Here is an 18,261-nt window from a genome sequence, read left to right on the forward strand (position 1 = left end):
GAAACTATAGTTTGTGTATGAATTCTTAAATTTATTGCTGCAGAATAACTGTACTATAAGCCGGTAACTCTACGGTGTTTTTCACCAGTTTGGCATCGTTATGGTGGAAGGCTGTTGTTTTATAGTTCGCCAGTTGCGCCGGTAAACTTATAGTTGCAGTTGAGCCGGAAAGGTTATGCAGCACTAAAACCGATTCGGCCTTGTACGCACGCACAAATGCACTGATCGCTTTATTCTCTAACGTAACCGGCTCTATTGTTCCGGAGGTAAGGGCAGCACTGCTATTTCTCAGTTTGATAAGTGACTTGTACAGGTTCAGGATAGAGGCTTTGTCCTGTAGTTGCACAGCTACCGGAGTAACGGTTTGCTCTGTCGTGTTCTTCGGCGTCATCCAGCTGGTGCGGCATTCATCGTTGGCTTGTACATCCCACAGAAACGGCTCACGAATTTCTTCATCCGGCTTTTTACCTTTCATGCCTATCTCCTCGCCGTAGTAAATGTAAGGTGATCCCGGAAGCGTAAGTAACAGTGCTGCGGCCAGTTTTGCCTTGTTCATGTCGCCGCTCACTTCACTCATGATGCGGTTCTGATCATGGTTACTCAGGATGGTGGCATCTACATAAGCAGGGTTCACTTTTTTGTAAGCTTCTGCAATGTTGGCGTGTTTAATTGCCAGCGAATCGCCGGTGCCCTGGTTCAGCGCTTTCAGTATGGCCCAGCTCATCTCAAAGTTAAACAATGCCGGAAGACCTTTAATGTAAGGCGCAGCCACGTCTGCCGTTGCCCACACCTCGCCTACCAGGTACACATCGGGTTTTACCTTCTGCATTTCGGCTTTAAATTCTTCCCAAAATTTGTGGTTATCTTCCTGTCTGTCGTCGGTAAAAATGTGGCGGGCTGCATCTAACCTGAAACCGTCAACTCCCACATCCTTTAACCAGAAGCGACCAATCTTATACGCCTCCTGGCGAACTATAGGGTTGTCGAAATTCAGGTCGGGCATGCCACCCCAGAAGTACCCAAAGTATTTATAGTCACTGCCCGGTACGCTGTGCCAGTGGTTTACATTGTAAGAATCGGCACCGGTAGTTTTACCTTCGCCCTTAGTTATCGAGTCATCTTTATGGGCCCATACATAGTAATCGCGGTACTTGCTGTTTTCATCTTTGGCAGCTTCTTTAAACCACGGGTGCCCGTTGCCCGAGTGGTTCAGCACCAGGTCGATCACTACATTTATGTTTCGCTTATGCGCTTCTGCTACAAACTCTTTAAAATCTTCCATGGTACCATAGTCCGGATGGATACCATAGTAGTCCGTAACATCGTATTTGTGGTAAGACGGTGACGGGCTCATCGGCATCAGCCATACACCCGTCACGCCTAGATCGGCCAGGTAATCCAGCTTCGAGGTCATTCCTTTTATATCTCCAATCCCATCGTTATCCGAGTCGCAGAAAGACTGTACAAATATCTCGTAAGTTACACCGTTGGGCCAGTTGCTTGCCTGTGCCTCAGGCTGGTTATCTATTTTTGAGGGTGAGCTACAGGCACTGGCCAGTAATAAAGCGGCAGCAGGCAACAGGTGGTATAGTTTCAGGTTCTTCATAAAGCGGAGGGGTATATGGTTATAGTTTGGCTACTTCTGTTTGTTCAAAAGTAAACTGGCAAATGTTATAGCTGTTGAGAAATGCACAACTATAGTTACTGCTTCTAATTTAAAAAAAGAAACCCGGCAATGTATAGTTGCCGGGTTTCTTTTTAATAGTTATTCCTTATTCAGGAAATAGCTTACTTATTTTTTGGTAACAGAGTATGTAACACTTCCATCCTCGTTCTCATTGTCAAATACTATTTCATAAGTACCTGCTGTTGTGACCGGAATGTCTTTACCGCCCTGGTTCAGAATATTATTTGATGTGTCGTCGTCACCGTAGTTAAGAGCCCAATCATCGTTAAATCTGAATTTGATGTTACCGGCTTTCAGCTCAATAGTTGCTTTCCACACACCTGCAGCATTATCGTACTTCAGATTAGTGTCTTTATCCCAGCCACCTGGCGTTGCATCACCAATCAGTCCCCATGATTTTAGCTTATAAGACCAGGTCATGGTATTAGTGTTAGCAGTTATCTCGTAGGTGTCGGCTGTTGGCACTGTCAGGTTTCCACCTTTCTCAGCAAGTGTACCCGCCGTAGCGCCGCTACCATAGTCCATGTCCCAGTTTCTGGCAGGGTTAATTTTAAAGCCAAGATCTGTAGCACCCACAAAGCTGATGATACCTTTATAAATTCCATCGTTATCAACTGAGATCAGCGCCGGAGCTGTTTCAGGGCTCCAACCCTGGTAGCCACCCGGTACATACAGGTACCCTGGCTCAGCCAGATACGGTGTAACAATCAGCTGCGTAACATCAGAATAAGCTGCCTCAACGAATTTAGACACAGTAGCTTTTACACGAACTTCTATCTCGTTTTCTTCGAAGGGTGTTACCTGCAATTTGTTAATAAGATTATTAAGCTCTTCTACAGTAAATTTTTTCTCAAGTATACCGCCACCTGCATTCAGCTCAACCGGTGCTGCAAAATCAGTTCCTTTCAGCGCAAACTGAAGGGTATAATTAACAGCTGCATTATAGCCAAAATCAGAAGCACTCCAGTTTAAAGTAACAGCATCGTTTGCTTTTTCATCTTCTAAAAGCACAAGATTAGTAGCTGATACTGTGAGTGCTGGTTCAGTACCTGTTCTTACAGTTACAGTATCTTCATCTTTCTCGCAGCTCATAAGAGCCAGCGACGCGACGAAGATCATAAAATATTTATTTAGCCAGTTTTTCATAAACCATTTAATTAAAATGTTTTTATATGAATAAAGCTGCAGAAAAAGCCCTGCAGCTTTATCATGTTACTATCTTGTATATCCGGTGTTCTGCTCTAACGTAGGATTAGCTGTAAGATCCGTGTCAGGTATCGGGAACAGTATTCTAAACGACTCAACGCCTCTGCCATCCTCTACGCCACCTTTCCAAGGCCATACATAGCTATCGTTTGTAAATTTGCCGAAACGGATAAGGTCTGTTCTGCGGTGTGCCTCCCACTTCAGTTCACGGGCTCTTTCTTCCAGTATAAATGGTAAGGTTAACTGGCTTTGTGTAATGTTACCTGATGTACCATTAAAGGCGCGTTCACGCAAGCCGTTTACATAACCTAGTGCCTGGCCCATGCTTCCGCCAGAACCGCCACGTAACACCGCTTCAGCATACATCAGGTATACATCTGCTAAACGGAACATCGGGTAGTCTGTATCCGGGTGGTCACCAGTCTGGTCAGAACCTTTTACTCCTGCTGATGTGATGTTCTTGAACTTCTCGATAGCATAACCCTCCTTAAAAGTAAATACATCTTTAATTTCCAGGGTCTGTCCATCTGTAAAGAAGTTAGCACGTTCATCTGTATTACCTGTAATGTCAGGGAACAGGTTAACAATGTTTTTAGTAGTGCGCAGACCTGCCCAGCCACCATTGATACCATAATCCGCAGGAACCATATTGCCACCAACCGGTGCATGCACCAGGTAGGTCATACCACCCCAGGTTGTAGTTCTCAACCCATCAAACGTGATCGGGAAAATGATCTCATTGGATGTATGGTTATCTGCCAGGAACAGGTGATCGTACTCCTGCTCCAACGTAAAGCCGGCATCAATTACCTTCTGTGCATACGCAATGGCTTCGGTATATTTTGCCTGGCCAGTGTACACTTCAGCATTCAGGTATAGTTTGGTCAGGAGTGTCCAGGCAGCGGCCTGGTCTGCACGGCCATACTCATTCTGACGGGCTGCTACAAGTTCCTCCTGTACTGCCAGCAGTTCAGATTCTATGTATTTAAACAAATCTGCTCTGTTAGTCTGCTTTGGCAGGAAGAAACCCACTTTATCAGCTTCGGTAACAAAAGGCACATTGCCATACAGGTCAAGTGCATGCCAGTAGCTCAGTGCTCTCAGGAAACGGGCTTCTGCGCGGAATTTCTTTGCAGTCTCCAGGTTTGCCCCTGAAATACCACGCTCGCTTAGTTTGGCATCCGTAGTTTCGCGGATGAACTCGTTTGTAAGTGCTACCTGGTAGAAAATACGATCGTACAGGGCACGAAGAAATTCGTTGCTTGATGTCCAGTCCATTTCGTGCAGGTCGCGCAGGTTACCGTCGTTCCAGGCAATTACAGCCTCGTCGGTGGTAAGCTCCTGTGCCTGCCAGTACTGGCGCAGGTAGTTAGAAGCACCTTCGTCGCCACCCAGAATATCTGGTCTTCCGGTTGGCCCCTGCTGCCCCGTTACTGCATAACCGGCGTATAGTTTGGCAAGGATAGGCTTATAGTTGTTAAAGTCCTGGTATACTTTTGATGATACAACATCATACTTCGGAGTTATATCAAGACTCTGGTCGCAGGCTGCTGCTGTTAGTGTAATTACACCGGCAAGAGCCATATTTTTTATAAATCTAGTATTCATAGATTTCAGAAATTTAAAAATTACAGGTTAACATTTAGGCCCAGAGAGAAAACTCTTGGTCTTGGGTACAGCGAATAATCTATACCTGTGCCCAGTTCAGGATCCAGACCGTTATAGTTTGTGATCGTGAACACGTTCTGCACATTTGCTGTTGCTCTCAGACCCACCTTATCACCGATGATATTACCGAAATTGTATCCCAGGCTGATGTTATCCATGCGCAGGAATGATGCATTCTCGATGTAGTAATCAGAGAAGTACTGATTGGTACCAAAGCCGGTTTCCAATACATTATCGGATACGTTGTTCAGGTAGTTTGCAAAAGAGAATGATTGTCTTGCACCAAGGTTTGAGTACACGTTGTTATAAACGTAGTTGTTAAAGTTACCACGCAGCACCATGCTCAGATCCCAGTTGCCATAGTTTACCTGTGTGTTAAAGCCAAGGGTAAAGTCTGCAGCCGGCTTTTTAAACAGATATCTGTCATCCGGGCTAATGGTGCCATCACCGTTTGTATCAGCATACAGTCCTTCAACAGGATTTCCTTTTTCATCATATACCTGCTTGTATACAAAGAAGGTATAAGGAGCATAACCAACAGCAAATTTCTGGATATTGTTACCTGTACCACCTGTAATACCGCCAACATCATAACCAGCAAAATCAGGGTTATCTACTTTGCTCAGGTTTGTTATTTTCTGATCGATCAGGGTACCGTTAACACCAATGTTCCAGGTTAACTTTGTATTGCTTATGGCTTCAAAGTTCAGGGCAACTTCCAGACCTTTGGTTTCCATGTTACCTACGTTTGTAAATAAACGGTTTGTAAGGTTGGTACCGGCTGCAACTGTAATCTGAGCTAACAGATCTTTTGTGTCTTTAAAGAAATAGTCTACGCTACCTGTTAGACGGTTATTAGCAAAACCAAAGTCTAAACCAGCATTAAATGTTGCTGTCTCCTCCCACTTAATGTTCTCATCATATCCTTCTGCACGGAAAGTTGGGAAGAAAGTGTCCCCGAACTGGTATTGAGCAGAATTATCTGCTCTGCTATAGCGGGCAAGGTAAGGGAAATAGCTAAGCCCGATATCCTGCTGACCAGTAATACCGTAGCCAACACGCAGTTTCAGATCAGATAATACATTCACGTTCTGAAGGAATGCCTCTTCGCCCAGTCTCCAGGCAAATGCCAGCGCAGGGAACACGCCCCAACGGTTATCTTCTGAGAACCTGGTAGAGCCATCGTAACGCACAGTACCTGTTAAAATATAACGGTCCATGAACGTATAGTTCAGCCTGCCGAAGTAAGACTTAAGGCGATACTGTGAATGAGACGGTATGTAATCCGGTTCCTGGCCCAGTGGTGCACCGGTTTCGTTGTTACGGAATGCAAAGTCCGGTGACTCAGAAATAAACTCCTGGAAAGAGTAACCAGCTGTTGCATCCACACGGCTCTTTATAGAAGTGTATTCCTTCTGGTAGTTCAGGTAGAAGTCAGCCAGGTTGTTTTCTTTTTCCTGTGCATACTCTGAAATTGTCTCAACTTTCCACTGGTTAGGTGAATGGTTAGCATCCGTAAGCACATTGCCTTCACTGTCTGAGCGGTCTGTACCTATGTTCAGGTTTGCTCTTAACTCTGGCAGGAAATGGAATTTATAGTCTAGCTGCACATTACCTAACCATCTGTTTGCTTCACCTTTATCGTGGCGCTGATTTAATAAGCTTAGCGGGTTAGTCGGAGCCAGTGTATTGAATACGCCATCTTTCTCCCATTGGAAGAAACCACCGTTTCTGGTGCTACCAGAGTATACAGGTCTGGTTGGGTCATAAATAATAGCTGCACCTATAGCACCTTCGTTGGCGAACACACTGTTTGTCCTTGCACCCTTAAAGTTCACGTTCGCTGTCAGGTGGTCATCCAGGAAGCTTGGGTTTAAACTCACACCGAGTGTGGTTCTCTCGAAGTTAGAGGTCTTTAATATACCATCCTGGTTCAGGTAACCAACAGAAACACGGTAAGGTATAGAATTAACAGCTCCGCTTACGCTGAGGTTATTATCTGCAGTGTAAGCATTTCTGTAGATCTGATCCTGCCAGTCGGTATTATAGCCGCCAAGCAGTGCTTTTTGTTCTGCATTGCCATACTTATTTACCAGCGCTCTGTACTCGTCGCCGTTAAGTACATCAACAGTGTTCGGAACAGTTGAGAGTGAATGTTGTGTGCTGAAGTTAACACTCATTTTCTGGCCGGCCGTACCTTTTTTAGTAGTAATGATAATTACACCGTTAGAAGCACGTGAACCATAGATAGCCGTAGCAGAGGCATCCTTCAGGATGTTGAATGAAGCGATATCATTCGGGTTGATCATCGAAAGTGCATTGGCAGATCCGGAGATAGCACCGTTTTCAACAGGCACGCCATCTATAACTATAAGCGGATCGTTGGTGGCATTAAGAGATGAACCACCACGGATACGGATAGTGCTTCCTGATCCAGGTGCACCACTGTTTGATGTGATCTGAACACCAGCTACTTTACCCTGAATAAGTTGCTCCGGGGTAGTAACCTGGCCTTTCACAAAATCATCAGAGCTAACTGTTTCAACAGAACCGGTTACATCGCTCTTTTTTTGCGTACCATAACCAACCACCACTATCTCATCAAGTGTTTTTGTATCTGGCTGCAGGCTTACGTTAAATGTTGTCTGTCCACCGATTGCTACTTCTTGTGTGGTATAACCAATAAACGAAAGTATCAGTGTACCCTGAGACTCCGGAACAGTTAGCGAGAAGTTACCATTAATATCTGTTGATGTACCTTTTGTAGTTCCTTTCAGCACTACAGTTACACCTGGCAGGCCCTCCCCGTTTTCATTAACCACTTTTCCTTTTAGTGTTACCCCCTGCTGTTTACCAGGTGCCGTGTAACTGCTTTCTGCTTTGTAAGCGGCAACAGCGTCTGTGCCCCCTGCATTAGCAGCATTTGCATTACCTGTCATGTACAGGCAACATAAAGCCACAGTTAAGCCAAAGCTCATCCGTCTTTTAGACTTGTCTCGCATAGTTGTTCAATTGAGTAAAAGTTAAATCGATATTAAATAAATAGTGTTTTACTTAGCTGTCAGGCTGGCAAAAACACGGGTATTACATGTATTGTTTTTGATTGTATCAGTTTTTGGTCCTGTGTTATTACGGGAATAAAAACAAAAGTTGAGGAGCATGCTATTTTTAGTTTAATTCAGATATTTTGATTCCGTAAAGTCCTACTTTACCCGGTATTCCTCTCATGCTAAGTGCGTAAATAATTCTATAAAAAACAAGTAATAATATATAGTTTTTTATCATTGCCAGTTTTGCCGAAATTTCGTATTACGGCTCATTTCAGAGGAAAAAGCATGCACCTACTACCCTGCAAAAGCCTCTGAAAGCCAATCGGTCAATATTCCCAAACTATAGTTGGAGAATTGTATTAAAAGTAAAATCCCCTGGCAGCCGGTAAATTACCAGTCGCTGCCAGGGGATTTGTTGTTATAGCAGGTTAAGTGCCACTTAAACTATAGTTCGTTTTAGTTAAGCTTAACCAGTCGCTTCACCACTTTCCGTTTACCGGCTTCTATTTGTACCAGGTAAACGCCGGCAGCTACATTCCGCAGGTCCATTGACTGCCTGAAGGATTGCTGATGCTTTTTAAACTTAACTGTGCGCAACACGTGTCCTGTAATATCTGTCACCTGCACCGAAACATCACCTCTGTAGTCGTCTGTAAACTCCAGTTGGGCAATGTGTTGGGTCGGGTTCGGATAAACCTCTATTCTTTCAGCTAACGGCAACTCGTCTTCGGCATCAAGCACTACCCCTTTCCATGGCAACAGGTTAGGCTCTGGAGACGGCAGTTTTACAGAAGTATACATCCTGAATTCGCCGGGCTGCAACACCATGATCTCGGTAGGATTGGTTATGTTCACGGTTTCACCTGTAAAATGATCGTACCAGGTTCCAGCCAGCGGGAAACCTGCCTGCGGGGTTTGCTGCTTCACATCGTAGTTACCAATTATAAACACCGTCATCGAATTGTCAACCAGCGTCAGGCGCTTGATCATGTTCTCTGAGGCCAGGTTAAAATCGGTCGTTCTGAAAACCGGGTAGTTCTTTTTAAGGTTGATCAGCTCGGCGTAAACTTTGTACAGCTTCATGCGGCTCTCGCTGGCGCGGTAGTTCCAACGGATCGGTTTAGGGTCGGTGCGGCCAATAGAGTCTATCGACACATCGTAACCCAACTCACCAAACTGCCAGATCATTTTAGGACCTGGTACCGGAATAAAGAAAGCGGCTGCCAGTTTTGCGCGGTCAAGGGCTGTTTCCAGGTTACGCGTATTATAGTTGCCCGACGAACGGCCGTTCTTCTTCACATCAAACATTATCCGCTCTTCGTCGTGGCTTTCCATGTACCCGATCAGGTAAGGCGATTTCCAGCCGCGGGTTTTGTAAGAGATATCATCTAAATAAGCATCGTAGCTTTTGGCGAAGTCGCGGTATTCGTGGTTTATGTTGCCCCAGAACATCATGCCATAGTTGGCCAGCTCTTTCTCTTCGGTGTTGTCTGCAAAGTGCTCCAGAATAACGTACGCCGTTTTGTCGTAGCTCCTGATCTCGTCGTAAATGCGTTTCCAGGTGGCTACACGGCCGGCATCATACGCGCTCCAGGCACCCACATTGGTACCACTATTCTTTTGCGTAAATCCTTTCGAGAGGTCAAAACGGAAACCATCAAACTTAAATTCTTCGAGCCAGTAGCGGTTTACGCGCTCCACAAATGCTTTGGTAGCTTCGCTTTCGTGGTTAAAGTCAAAGAATACGCTGAACGGGTGTGTGGCCTGCTGGTTCAGGAAAGGGTTGTTGGCAGCCGGGCGGTCGCCATCGCGATATAGTTGCATGTACGGAAATTCCCAGTCAGCCTGGTTGAGCACCATATCCAGAATTACAGCTATGCCCATTTCATGCGCTTTGTCTATAAAGGCTTTCAACTGGTTGGCCGTACCGTACGCTTTATCCGGCGCGAAATAGAAATTGGGGTTATAGCCCCACGAAATGTTCCCTGAAAACTCCATGATCGGCATCAGCTCAATAGCATTAACACCAAGTGTTTTAAGGTAAGTCAGCGTATCAGCCAGTGTTTCATAGTTCTGTGTTGCCAGGAAATCGCGCAGCAGCAGTTCGTACACTACCAACGTATCGGCAGCAGGTCTTTTAAAATCCTTTACTTTCCAGTTATAGGTTGGCTGGTTGGTCTGCAGAACAGATACAATACCTTTTGCGCCTGTCGGGTAAGGTTTCAAGCGCGGGTAGTTGGCCGCTGTCAGGTATTTGTCGTTATTCGGGTCGAGGATCTTGTGCGTGTAAGGATCAGCAACGGCTATAGTTCCGTCTACCAGGTATTGGTACGCGATCTCCTTGCCTGTCTCCAGCCCGTCAATTTCAACCCAGTAGCGGTTGCCATCCGGCGTGCGCTTCATCAGGTATTCGGGCAGGGCCTCCCAGTTGCTGAACTCTCCTATGGCGTAAACAAACTTCTTATTCGGGGCAAACAGGGTTAATAACGCTTTATCAGGGCCAGTATACACTACACCGTCTTTTGCGTTGGCTGGCAGTTGCGCCACCGGCGGAACCGGGCGGTTAGTGAAGAAAAAAGTATCGGTAGCAGATTCGGTACCAAGCGTTGCTTCAAAAACCACCGTTCTTCTAAGCCCGGTTTCGGTGCCTGTATTTAAACTATAGATCAGCGAGTCTTTATCTGTTTGGGTGTAAACAATGGTATTGTCAACTTTAAGCCTAAGGTTGGCATCTACGGAAGTATAAGCTTTTACCGGAATGGTTGTATTGGCATCTGTAAAAAAGGCTTTCTCTGATGGCGAGACAAATGCGCCAACTATACCGGTTGCCGGGTAAAGCGACACATAAAAGTTCTCGGTCTGGGCCGTACCAGTTGCGTTTTTAAGCAACAGCCCCAGTTTACGGATTGGCGTGCCGGCCGGTACGCCATAGTATGTGCGTGGCGTAAGCGTGATAGACCAGCGGTTATTGCCCAGGTAGGTCATTTTACCGGGTGTGAATGGCGCTGCCCAGTTTGTTTGCCCTGCAGGCTCATATTTAAAGGCATCCGCATCTGCGTCTGTAGAGCCGGCTCCTGACCAAAGGTAAATGTCGTTCGGGGTATTGATGAGGCTGGCAGCACGGGAATCTTTTGCTTTGCTGATGTCGAAGATCAGCGTAACGGGCTTTTCAGAAGTTGGCAGCACCGGCTTAACGGTAACAACCTGCGCGGCTACGGGCAGGCATACAAAAAAGCTAATAACAAGGATAAGAACGGCGTAAAGTTGTCGCATATAATAAAGAATATAAACCGATTAAAGTTAAAGATAATCTGGTAAAGAAATTAAGATATCAGGATTTTCTGATCATAAACTTGTGCTACCCTTTTATGTTTCCAACTCACCCAACTATAAGTATGTGCCCATGTACGGCATGCTCAATAGTTCGGCACATTTCAGAGCTACTTTATAGTTTGCCATCCGCTACGGCTTTAGCTTGTGTTTAAAATCAAACGTAAGTAGTCAATTCAGACTGAAACTGCGTTAGCCTGAAAAGTTTTGATAAGAATTTCAACTAACAGGATAGATTTTATATCTTGAGCAACTGTTACGATAACATCAGCTATCGTATAAAACCTGAATACCGCTTTCAGCGTGTAAAAAGCAAGAAACGAAACTAAACCAACTATAACCTCTACACTTTTACCCCATGGCCGGAGTTGCACCAACCACCCAAAGTACGCCCGCTAACGAACAAGTTATGGCTAAAAACTTCACAGGTCCGCTAATCATCGTGACCATGCTTTTCTTTATGTGGGGCTTTATTACCTGCATGAACGATATCCTGATACCGAAACTACAGCAGGTATTTGTGCTGCAGCACTGGCAGGCCATGCTTATCCAGACGGCTTTCTTCGGGGCTTACTTTTTTATCTCGCTGCTGTACTTCATTTTCTCGGTTATCAAAGGCGACCCTATTATGAAGATCGGGTATAAGAACGGTATAATTGTAGGACTTGTAGTTGCCGCAGTAGGTTGTGTACTGTTCTACCCTGCCGCTGATCTGCAGAGCTATGGCTTTTTCCTGATAGCGCTTTTTGTGCTCGCATCGGGCATAACCATACTACAGATTGCCGCTAACCCTTACGTAACAATACTTGGCCCGGCCAGCGGCGCTGCCAGCCGCCTGAACATGACGCAGGCGCTTAACTCATTCGGAACTACGATTGCTCCGCTGATTGGTGGTTATCTTATTTTTGAAACGGTAAATACAGTAGCTACAGCTGGTGCGGAGTCGGTTAAAATGCCGTACCTGGGCCTTGCTGCAGCACTTATTGCGATAGCCGTAATGATAAAGCTTGCCAAACTACCGCACGTAACAGGCGAAGGCAGAATTGTTTCTGACTCCGGCGCGCTGAAGTACCGCCACCTGGTACTGGGCATTGTGTGTATCTTTATGTATGTGGGTGGCGAAGTAGCGATCGGAAGTACCCTGATCAACTTCTTTAAACTGCCGCACATTGCAGGCCTGACCGAAGCTGAAGGCGGACATTACCTTGCCTTTTTCTGGGGTGGCGCCATGATCGGTCGTTTCTTTGGAGCGGTTGCTTTGGCTGATTTCAAGAACAACAGCACTAAATACATGATTATCGGTGCTATCACAGCCATCGTGTTTACGCTGATGTTCACCATTTATGGTCAGGAGGAAGCTCTGATCGCGCTTGGCATGATCGTGCTGAACTTCCTGGTGTTGCTGATGGGCAGATTCCTGCCAGGTCGTACGCTGGGTTTCTTCGCATCTGCTGTGATTGTGTTGCTGCTGATCACCATTTTCACAACGGGTTCTGTGGCCATGTGGTCAGTTATCGCGATCGGTCTGTTCAACTCCATCATGTTCCCTACCATCTTCACGCTGGCAATTAAAGGTCTTGGCGTACATACCAGCCAGGGTTCTTCGCTGTTGGTTATGGCTATAGTTGGTGGCGCTATTATTCCACCGCTGCAAGGCTATGTAGCCGATGTTACAGGCAACCTGCAGATGTCGTTTATTGTGCCGATGATTTGCTACCTGTATATTGTATACTATGGTTTCAGAGGTTCTAAAGTAGAAAAAACAGATCCAAGCGCTGAAGCGTAGTCCGGAATCATCAATTCAACCTATAAACAGCAAAGGCGCTCTTGTTTAAAGAGCGCCTTTGCTGTTTATCGTTGGGCTTCATTCTAATTCGTTGCTGATAGATCTTATTTGTTCTATAATTCCCTTTTGTCATTTCGAATGCAGAGAGAAATCTATCTCAGCTTATAGTTGAGATCTCTACAATCCGAACCAAGCCTTTTCTTTCATAGCCTTCTTTCATCCTGGGAGCTTTACTAACCTATAGTTGTCATAGTTGGCTTTGGTGCCCTCACGGCCGGGAGGCCCCGTCTTTAGGCATCGCGCGGTGTACATTTCCTTTTCTCGTACCTCGAAATGCCTGCGGCACCAGAAATCTACAAGGCGCTCAACCCAAAGACTGACATCAGTTCGATAGCTATAGTTTGTTATAGTTTGAACCAGTAAGCTTCGAGCTTTACCGTGGTTATCGTTTCGAAGGGACAGGTAAACCTGTCCTATCTTGGTATGTAACTATAGTACTATAGCTTAAACTATAGCAATATCAGAATTGTCCCCTTGAGGGGACTACAGGGATGTTAAAACCACAATTATGAAACTGTAGCTAGCAACTATAGCAAAAGCCGAAATTCCCCTCTTGGGAGGGGCAGGGGTGGGTTAAAACCACGACTATAAACTATACCTGTAACTCTACCAAAGACCGTAAAATCTCCTAGCCTTAGACAAGGAGGGTGGTTGGACCACCGATACTATAGCACAATATCCAAAGCAACTGCCATACTTGTACCTGCCGGGCCAGTCGAGTTACAAACTCAACACCATAGTTAGACACGGGTTGCAAACCCGCGCCAGCGGAGAGTACGCAACTATCTCAAAACTCCATCCTGAAAATCCTTAAATCCCGAAAATCCTGATTCAGACAAAACTCCTTCGCCTCTTTAAAAATGAAACTTGAGCAAAAGCGGCAAAACAGCAACTTTAAAACTTATAATCTAATACACCAAAGACAGAAAGTACATCTCCCATTTGCATGTGCTACGTGTTATTAAAAGCAGCAGCTTGGTTTAAGGAAAATCAGAAAACATATTAAATATCTTTCATGCGTCTTTTGTACATTCGCCGCGTCTATAGTTCAACTATATTTTAGCCAAAAACCTACTATGAAAAATTACCTCTTTGCCTTTTTTATGTTCCTGTTTATAGTTGCTTCGGGCAGCGTGCAGGCACAGAACAGAAATTTCTACTTCACAACTTCCGATTCGGTGCAACTATACGTTCGGGTGGCGGGTCAGGGAAAACCATGCGTGTTTATACATGGCGGACCAGGCTCGTGGCCCAAATACTATTATGCCTTAGGCGGCAATGTAACCGAGCAGGACATGACCATGATTTACGTGGATCAGCGTGGCAGTGGCCGTTCGGGTGGCGATAGCAGCACCAACTACTCGCTAGCCCGTGTTGTCAAAGACCTGGAAGAATTACGGGCATACCTGGGCTATGAAAAATGGATCCTGATGCCGCACTCCTTCGGCGGAACGATAGCTACCGAGTACATTTACAGCCATCCGAACCGTGTACTGGCAACCATTTACGTAAACACCACTCTTAACTTAGACTATGCCAAATCGAATGGTATAACACAGGCTGCGCGCATTTTAAATGCACCCGAATCAGAATTTCTAAAACCAGGGGTAAGTAAAACGCAGGCTTTTGGAGCGGTTTGGGGGAAACTGAACGAGAAAGACCTGGCTTATAAAATGATGTACCGCGACAAAACACAGTTCCAGGAAATGGCCGCCGTGATGGATACAACGCTAAACTGGCACTTTGGCAGCAACGTCTGGAACTACCCGGAATACGAGCAGGACTTCACGCTTAAAACAGCTGCTATAAATGTGCCTGCCCTGGTTTTTACCGGCAAATACGATTACTCCATCGGCCCCGAGCACTATAAGTCTTTCCAGTTCCCGAAGGCAACCTACCGTGTTATGAACACCGGTCACTGCCCGTACCAGGAACAACCTGAAGCATTCAGAAAACACATCCGTAAGTTCCTGGCCAAACTAGATTAGGAAACTATAGATTAACGATAAAAGCCATACAGCTACACGTTGTATGGCTTTTATCGTTAATCTATAGTTCTATTTCTTAAACTACACGCCCCAATACTCCCCTGTAAAACAGCAGTTTACAAACTCCTCAGGTTTAATTTTTATAGACTTATCATGTACAGAAATGCAACTATAACAAGTTAAGGAAAGCATAACTATAACTATACAAGGATTAAATAAAACAGTTGAACCAGACCCGTATATAATCAGTTTATAAGGCTGTGATAATCTGATTTTTATAGTATTTTAAAAACGCTCTTTTTATATAGAGCAGGAGTACCAGTAATGCAGAACAGACAAGTAAAAGCGTACAGCAATCCGGGACAGTTTCTTCTAAATAAGAGCCAAAACCAGGAATCTGCTATTGATAATGATGTTCCGAAAACCAAAAGAATTCCGCCGCTGACTATAAGTTTCGAGCCGGAGGCCAGGTTTTTAGAGGTTGTGTGGCAGCGACCTGTCAGTAGCAGCGAATATCGCCAGTATATCAGGTTTGTTGGAGTATGTATTGCGGTCCTTCGTGTAAAGTTTTTACTAACTGACTTCACTAGGATGGGAGACCCTACCTTGGAAGATCAGCAGAATACGAACAGCTTTCTAGAAGAAGTTAAAAAGAAAGCGTTTCTGACCCGCAGCGCCAGGGTATTGTCCAGAACGGGATCTCAGCAGCGGATGTATGAGGCGGTTGTAAAGAATGGCCCGGTTCTGCCTTATGAGGTGAGGTTCTTTTTTGAAGCGGATCAGGCAAGAGACTGGCTTTTACAGCCCCCGTTTCCGAAGAATATGCTAAACGGCGCCAAATTACTAATACCCCTGCAAGCCAGCTTACGGGATTTAAAGAAATATGCAGCGGGCGAGCTTACAGAGCTCCCTTCACAAGATGCTGAAACCGGCAAAACTGAAACAACTGCTCTACCTAAAGCTGATTCGCAGGTTACGCGCTGCCAGACGGATTTTGTAACTATAATAATAAATAAAAACACCAGATTACTACAGCTACGCTGGCTCCGCAGGGTAAGCAGCCGCGAATACCGGTTTGCGGTTTTAAAAACGGCCCGCGCTGTCGTTAACAATAACATACAAACAGTATTGGTCAATAACCAGCAGCTGGGCATTATTAACCTCGAAGATCAGGCTTGGGCAGTAGCCGTTACGGTATCTGTACTAAAAAAGAACCCGGTAAAGCGCTTAGCTATCATTTCGGCACCGGATGTGATGCAGCAAATCGCCAGCGAAAACATGAACAGTCGGGTGAAGAAACAACTTTACCCGCAAGCTATACAATATTTTCTGACAGAAGATGAAGCCATCGAGTGGCTCAGCCTGGCACAGAATAATCTACAGGCAACTACATGACAGGAACATACACAACAGAACCAATAAGCTTACAGCTTAACACCCTATACCAGGACGAGTACATTATCATTCAGCTGGACAAACAGTTAAAATTCGTTTATGTGGAGTGGCTGCAGCACCCATCGAGCGAGATATTCAGGCAGAATTTTAAAAAAGCTATTGAGGCTTGTATCGATAACAATTGCCAATACTGGTTAAGTGACGCGCGTGCTTTACATTACGTGGAGTTTGCAGATCAGAACTGGATGCTGGAGCTTATTTATCCCCTATTACCCAAATCGAACCTACTCAAATTTGCGCGGGTAAACACCCTGGAAAGTATTGCCCTGATGGATGTAGCCCGCGTCTGTACGATACTGGAGCAGTTCCCGGAATTTAAGTTAAAGACACAGCTGGAAGTTTTCAATTTTAAAGCAGCTGCCCTGGACTGGATGTTTGATGGCAGACTAACTACCGAACTATAGTTGGCGGACATCAAACAAAAAAGAACCACTCAGGCACACGCCTGAGTGGTTCTTTTTATATAAATCTTGTTGGAGTGAGAAGTTGCTTAAGCTGCAACCGCTTTGGGAGCTGGTATAGTTGCAGGCTTATTCTGAAAGAACTTATCTACTAATGGCGTAACTATAGCAAGCACGGTAAAGAACAACAGCAGGTACAGGTACCAGGCATACGTCAGCACCTCCAAGTATGAAATCTTACCTTTTGTAAAACTCAGCATAATAAGTATCTGGGCTCCGTAGGGCAGCAAACCCTGTACAATGCAGGCAAAAATATCCAGTATAGCGGCAGTTTTACGTTTATCGATGTGGTAGCGCTGGCTTATGTCTTTTGCCACTGGCCCCGTTACAACTATAGATACCGTGTTATTGGCAATAGCACTATTTACGCCACTTACCAGCAGCCCAACGCCTAACTGCGACGAACGATACCCGCTGATAAACTTGTTTGCCTTATTCAGCAGGAACTGAATGCCACCTGCCTGTCGTACCATTTCGGCCAGTCCGCCGGTCAGCATCGAGAGCAGGAAGATCTCCGTCATGCTGGTGAAACCCTCGTATATTTTTTTGCTGAACAGAAGCACATCCAGGTCACCGCCAATTATACCAACCGCACCTGAAGCAACTATACCGGCAATCAGCGCTACAAACACGTTTATCCCATACATCGCCAGGAAAAGTACCAGCAGGTAAGGCACAATTTTAATGAACTCTATTTCCTGCGCTACAGGTAAAACTGCCTGGGCAGGATCGGTCTGAAAACCGGCAAACAGCAACATCCCAATTGTAAGCAAAGCGGCAGGTCCGGCAATCAGGAAGTTCACTTTAAACTTATCCTTCATTTCACATTCCTGCGTCTGGGTAGCGGCTATAGTTGTATCAGATATAAAAGAAAGGTTATCGCCGAACATGGAACCGCCCAGTAATGCTCCCAGCATGAGTGGCATCGGGGAATTACTTTGCTCGGCCAGTCCCACTACAATCGGCCCAAGTGCAACTATAGCTCCCACCGAAGTACCCGTAGCCGTAGACAGGAAAGCCGCCAGCAAAAATACTCCTAAGGCCAGGTATTGCACCGGAATGTAAGTTAAGCCTAAGTTAACCGTAGCATCAACGCCGCCAATTGCCTGCGATACGACCGCAAAAGCGCCGGCCAGCAAATAAATAATACACATGGTAACGATCTGGGAATCGCCGCAACCACGGATGAGGGCATCTACTTTTGCATTTATGCTACCTTTTAAAAGCAAAAAAGCTGCAATTATGCCGCATATAACCGCCACCGGCGAGGGCAAGGCATAAAAGTCGTTGAGCACTATACCGGCGCCAAGAAAAATCAGCACGAATACTAAAAAAGGAACCAGTGCAGTTCCGCCTGTCTTTTGAATCTGATCCATATAAAATTAAATCCTGATAGAAATGCGCACTAAAGTCTACAGTAAACACTACCGTGAACTACAGATGCAGTTGAAATAAAAGAAATGAGTTGAAAAGTTTAAGTCGCAGCCGGCAACCTTACAGGTAAAACGACTGGCAGTAAAAGAGGGATTAGCTACAACAGCAACACCCGCACATGGTAGCAACAGGCGTT

The 18,261-nt window shown here is 45.4% G+C and carries 9 protein-coding genes and 1 pseudogene; 4 read left to right on the plus strand and 6 right to left on the minus strand.

Annotated features, from left to right (window positions below):
* Positions 1 to 31: 31 nt before the first annotated feature.
* From KYK27_RS00030 to KYK27_RS00050, 5 genes and pseudogenes are all read right to left on the minus strand, one after another.
* A complete protein-coding gene (locus KYK27_RS00030) occupies positions 32 to 1,606 on the minus strand; it encodes an alpha-amylase family glycosyl hydrolase (protein WP_199108038.1) in 1,575 nt (524 codons plus the stop codon).
* Between the two features lie 186 nt (positions 1,607 to 1,792).
* Positions 1,793 to 2,833: a SusE domain-containing protein gene (locus tag KYK27_RS00035; RefSeq protein WP_199108039.1), complete on the minus strand. Its 1,041-nt coding sequence runs from the start codon at positions 2,831 to 2,833 to the stop codon at positions 1,793 to 1,795.
* Positions 2,834 to 2,902: 69 nt separating this feature from the next.
* On the minus strand, positions 2,903 to 4,501 hold the full coding sequence (locus KYK27_RS00040; protein ID WP_199108040.1) for a RagB/SusD family nutrient uptake outer membrane protein: 1,599 nt from the start codon (positions 4,499 to 4,501) through the stop codon (positions 2,903 to 2,905).
* Positions 4,502 to 4,521: 20 nt separating this feature from the next.
* Positions 4,522 to 7,386, minus strand: a pseudogene (locus KYK27_RS00045) (SusC/RagA family TonB-linked outer membrane protein); the annotation flags it as partial.
* 681 nt (positions 7,387 to 8,067) lie between these two features.
* On the minus strand, positions 8,068 to 10,884 hold the full coding sequence (locus tag KYK27_RS00050) for an alpha-amylase family glycosyl hydrolase (RefSeq protein ID WP_199108042.1): 2,817 nt from the start codon (positions 10,882 to 10,884) through the stop codon (positions 8,068 to 8,070).
* A 415-nt stretch (positions 10,885 to 11,299) separates the two neighbouring features.
* On the opposite strand from KYK27_RS00050, the gene KYK27_RS00055 reads away from it, so the two are divergent.
* From KYK27_RS00055 to KYK27_RS00070, 4 genes are all read left to right on the plus strand, one after another.
* Positions 11,300 to 12,727 (plus strand): sugar MFS transporter, encoded by a 1,428-nt coding sequence (locus tag KYK27_RS00055; protein WP_199108043.1) that lies wholly within the window; start codon positions 11,300 to 11,302, stop codon positions 12,725 to 12,727.
* Positions 12,728 to 13,863: 1,136 nt separating this feature from the next.
* Positions 13,864 to 14,775 (plus strand): alpha/beta fold hydrolase, encoded by a 912-nt coding sequence (locus tag KYK27_RS00060; protein WP_199108044.1) that lies wholly within the window; start codon positions 13,864 to 13,866, stop codon positions 14,773 to 14,775.
* A gap of 324 nt (positions 14,776 to 15,099) precedes the next feature.
* Complete coding sequence (locus tag KYK27_RS00065; RefSeq protein WP_199108045.1) at positions 15,100 to 16,170, plus strand: hypothetical protein; 1,071 nt, start codon at positions 15,100 to 15,102, stop codon at positions 16,168 to 16,170.
* Positions 16,167 to 16,634 (plus strand): hypothetical protein, encoded by a 468-nt coding sequence (locus KYK27_RS00070; RefSeq protein ID WP_199108046.1) that lies wholly within the window; start codon positions 16,167 to 16,169, stop codon positions 16,632 to 16,634. Before KYK27_RS00065 ends, KYK27_RS00070 begins: the two co-directional genes overlap by 4 nt.
* 86 nt (positions 16,635 to 16,720) lie before the next feature.
* Here KYK27_RS00070 and KYK27_RS00075 read toward each other — a convergent pair whose 3' ends face one another.
* Positions 16,721 to 18,067 (minus strand): Na+/H+ antiporter NhaC family protein, encoded by a 1,347-nt coding sequence (locus tag KYK27_RS00075; protein ID WP_199108047.1) that lies wholly within the window; start codon positions 18,065 to 18,067, stop codon positions 16,721 to 16,723.
* Positions 18,068 to 18,261: the final 194 nt, after the last annotated feature.

The sequence above is a fragment of the Pontibacter populi genome (genome assembly GCF_019336435.1).
GTDB classification, from domain to species: Bacteria; Bacteroidota; Bacteroidia; order Cytophagales; family Hymenobacteraceae; genus Pontibacter; species Pontibacter humidus.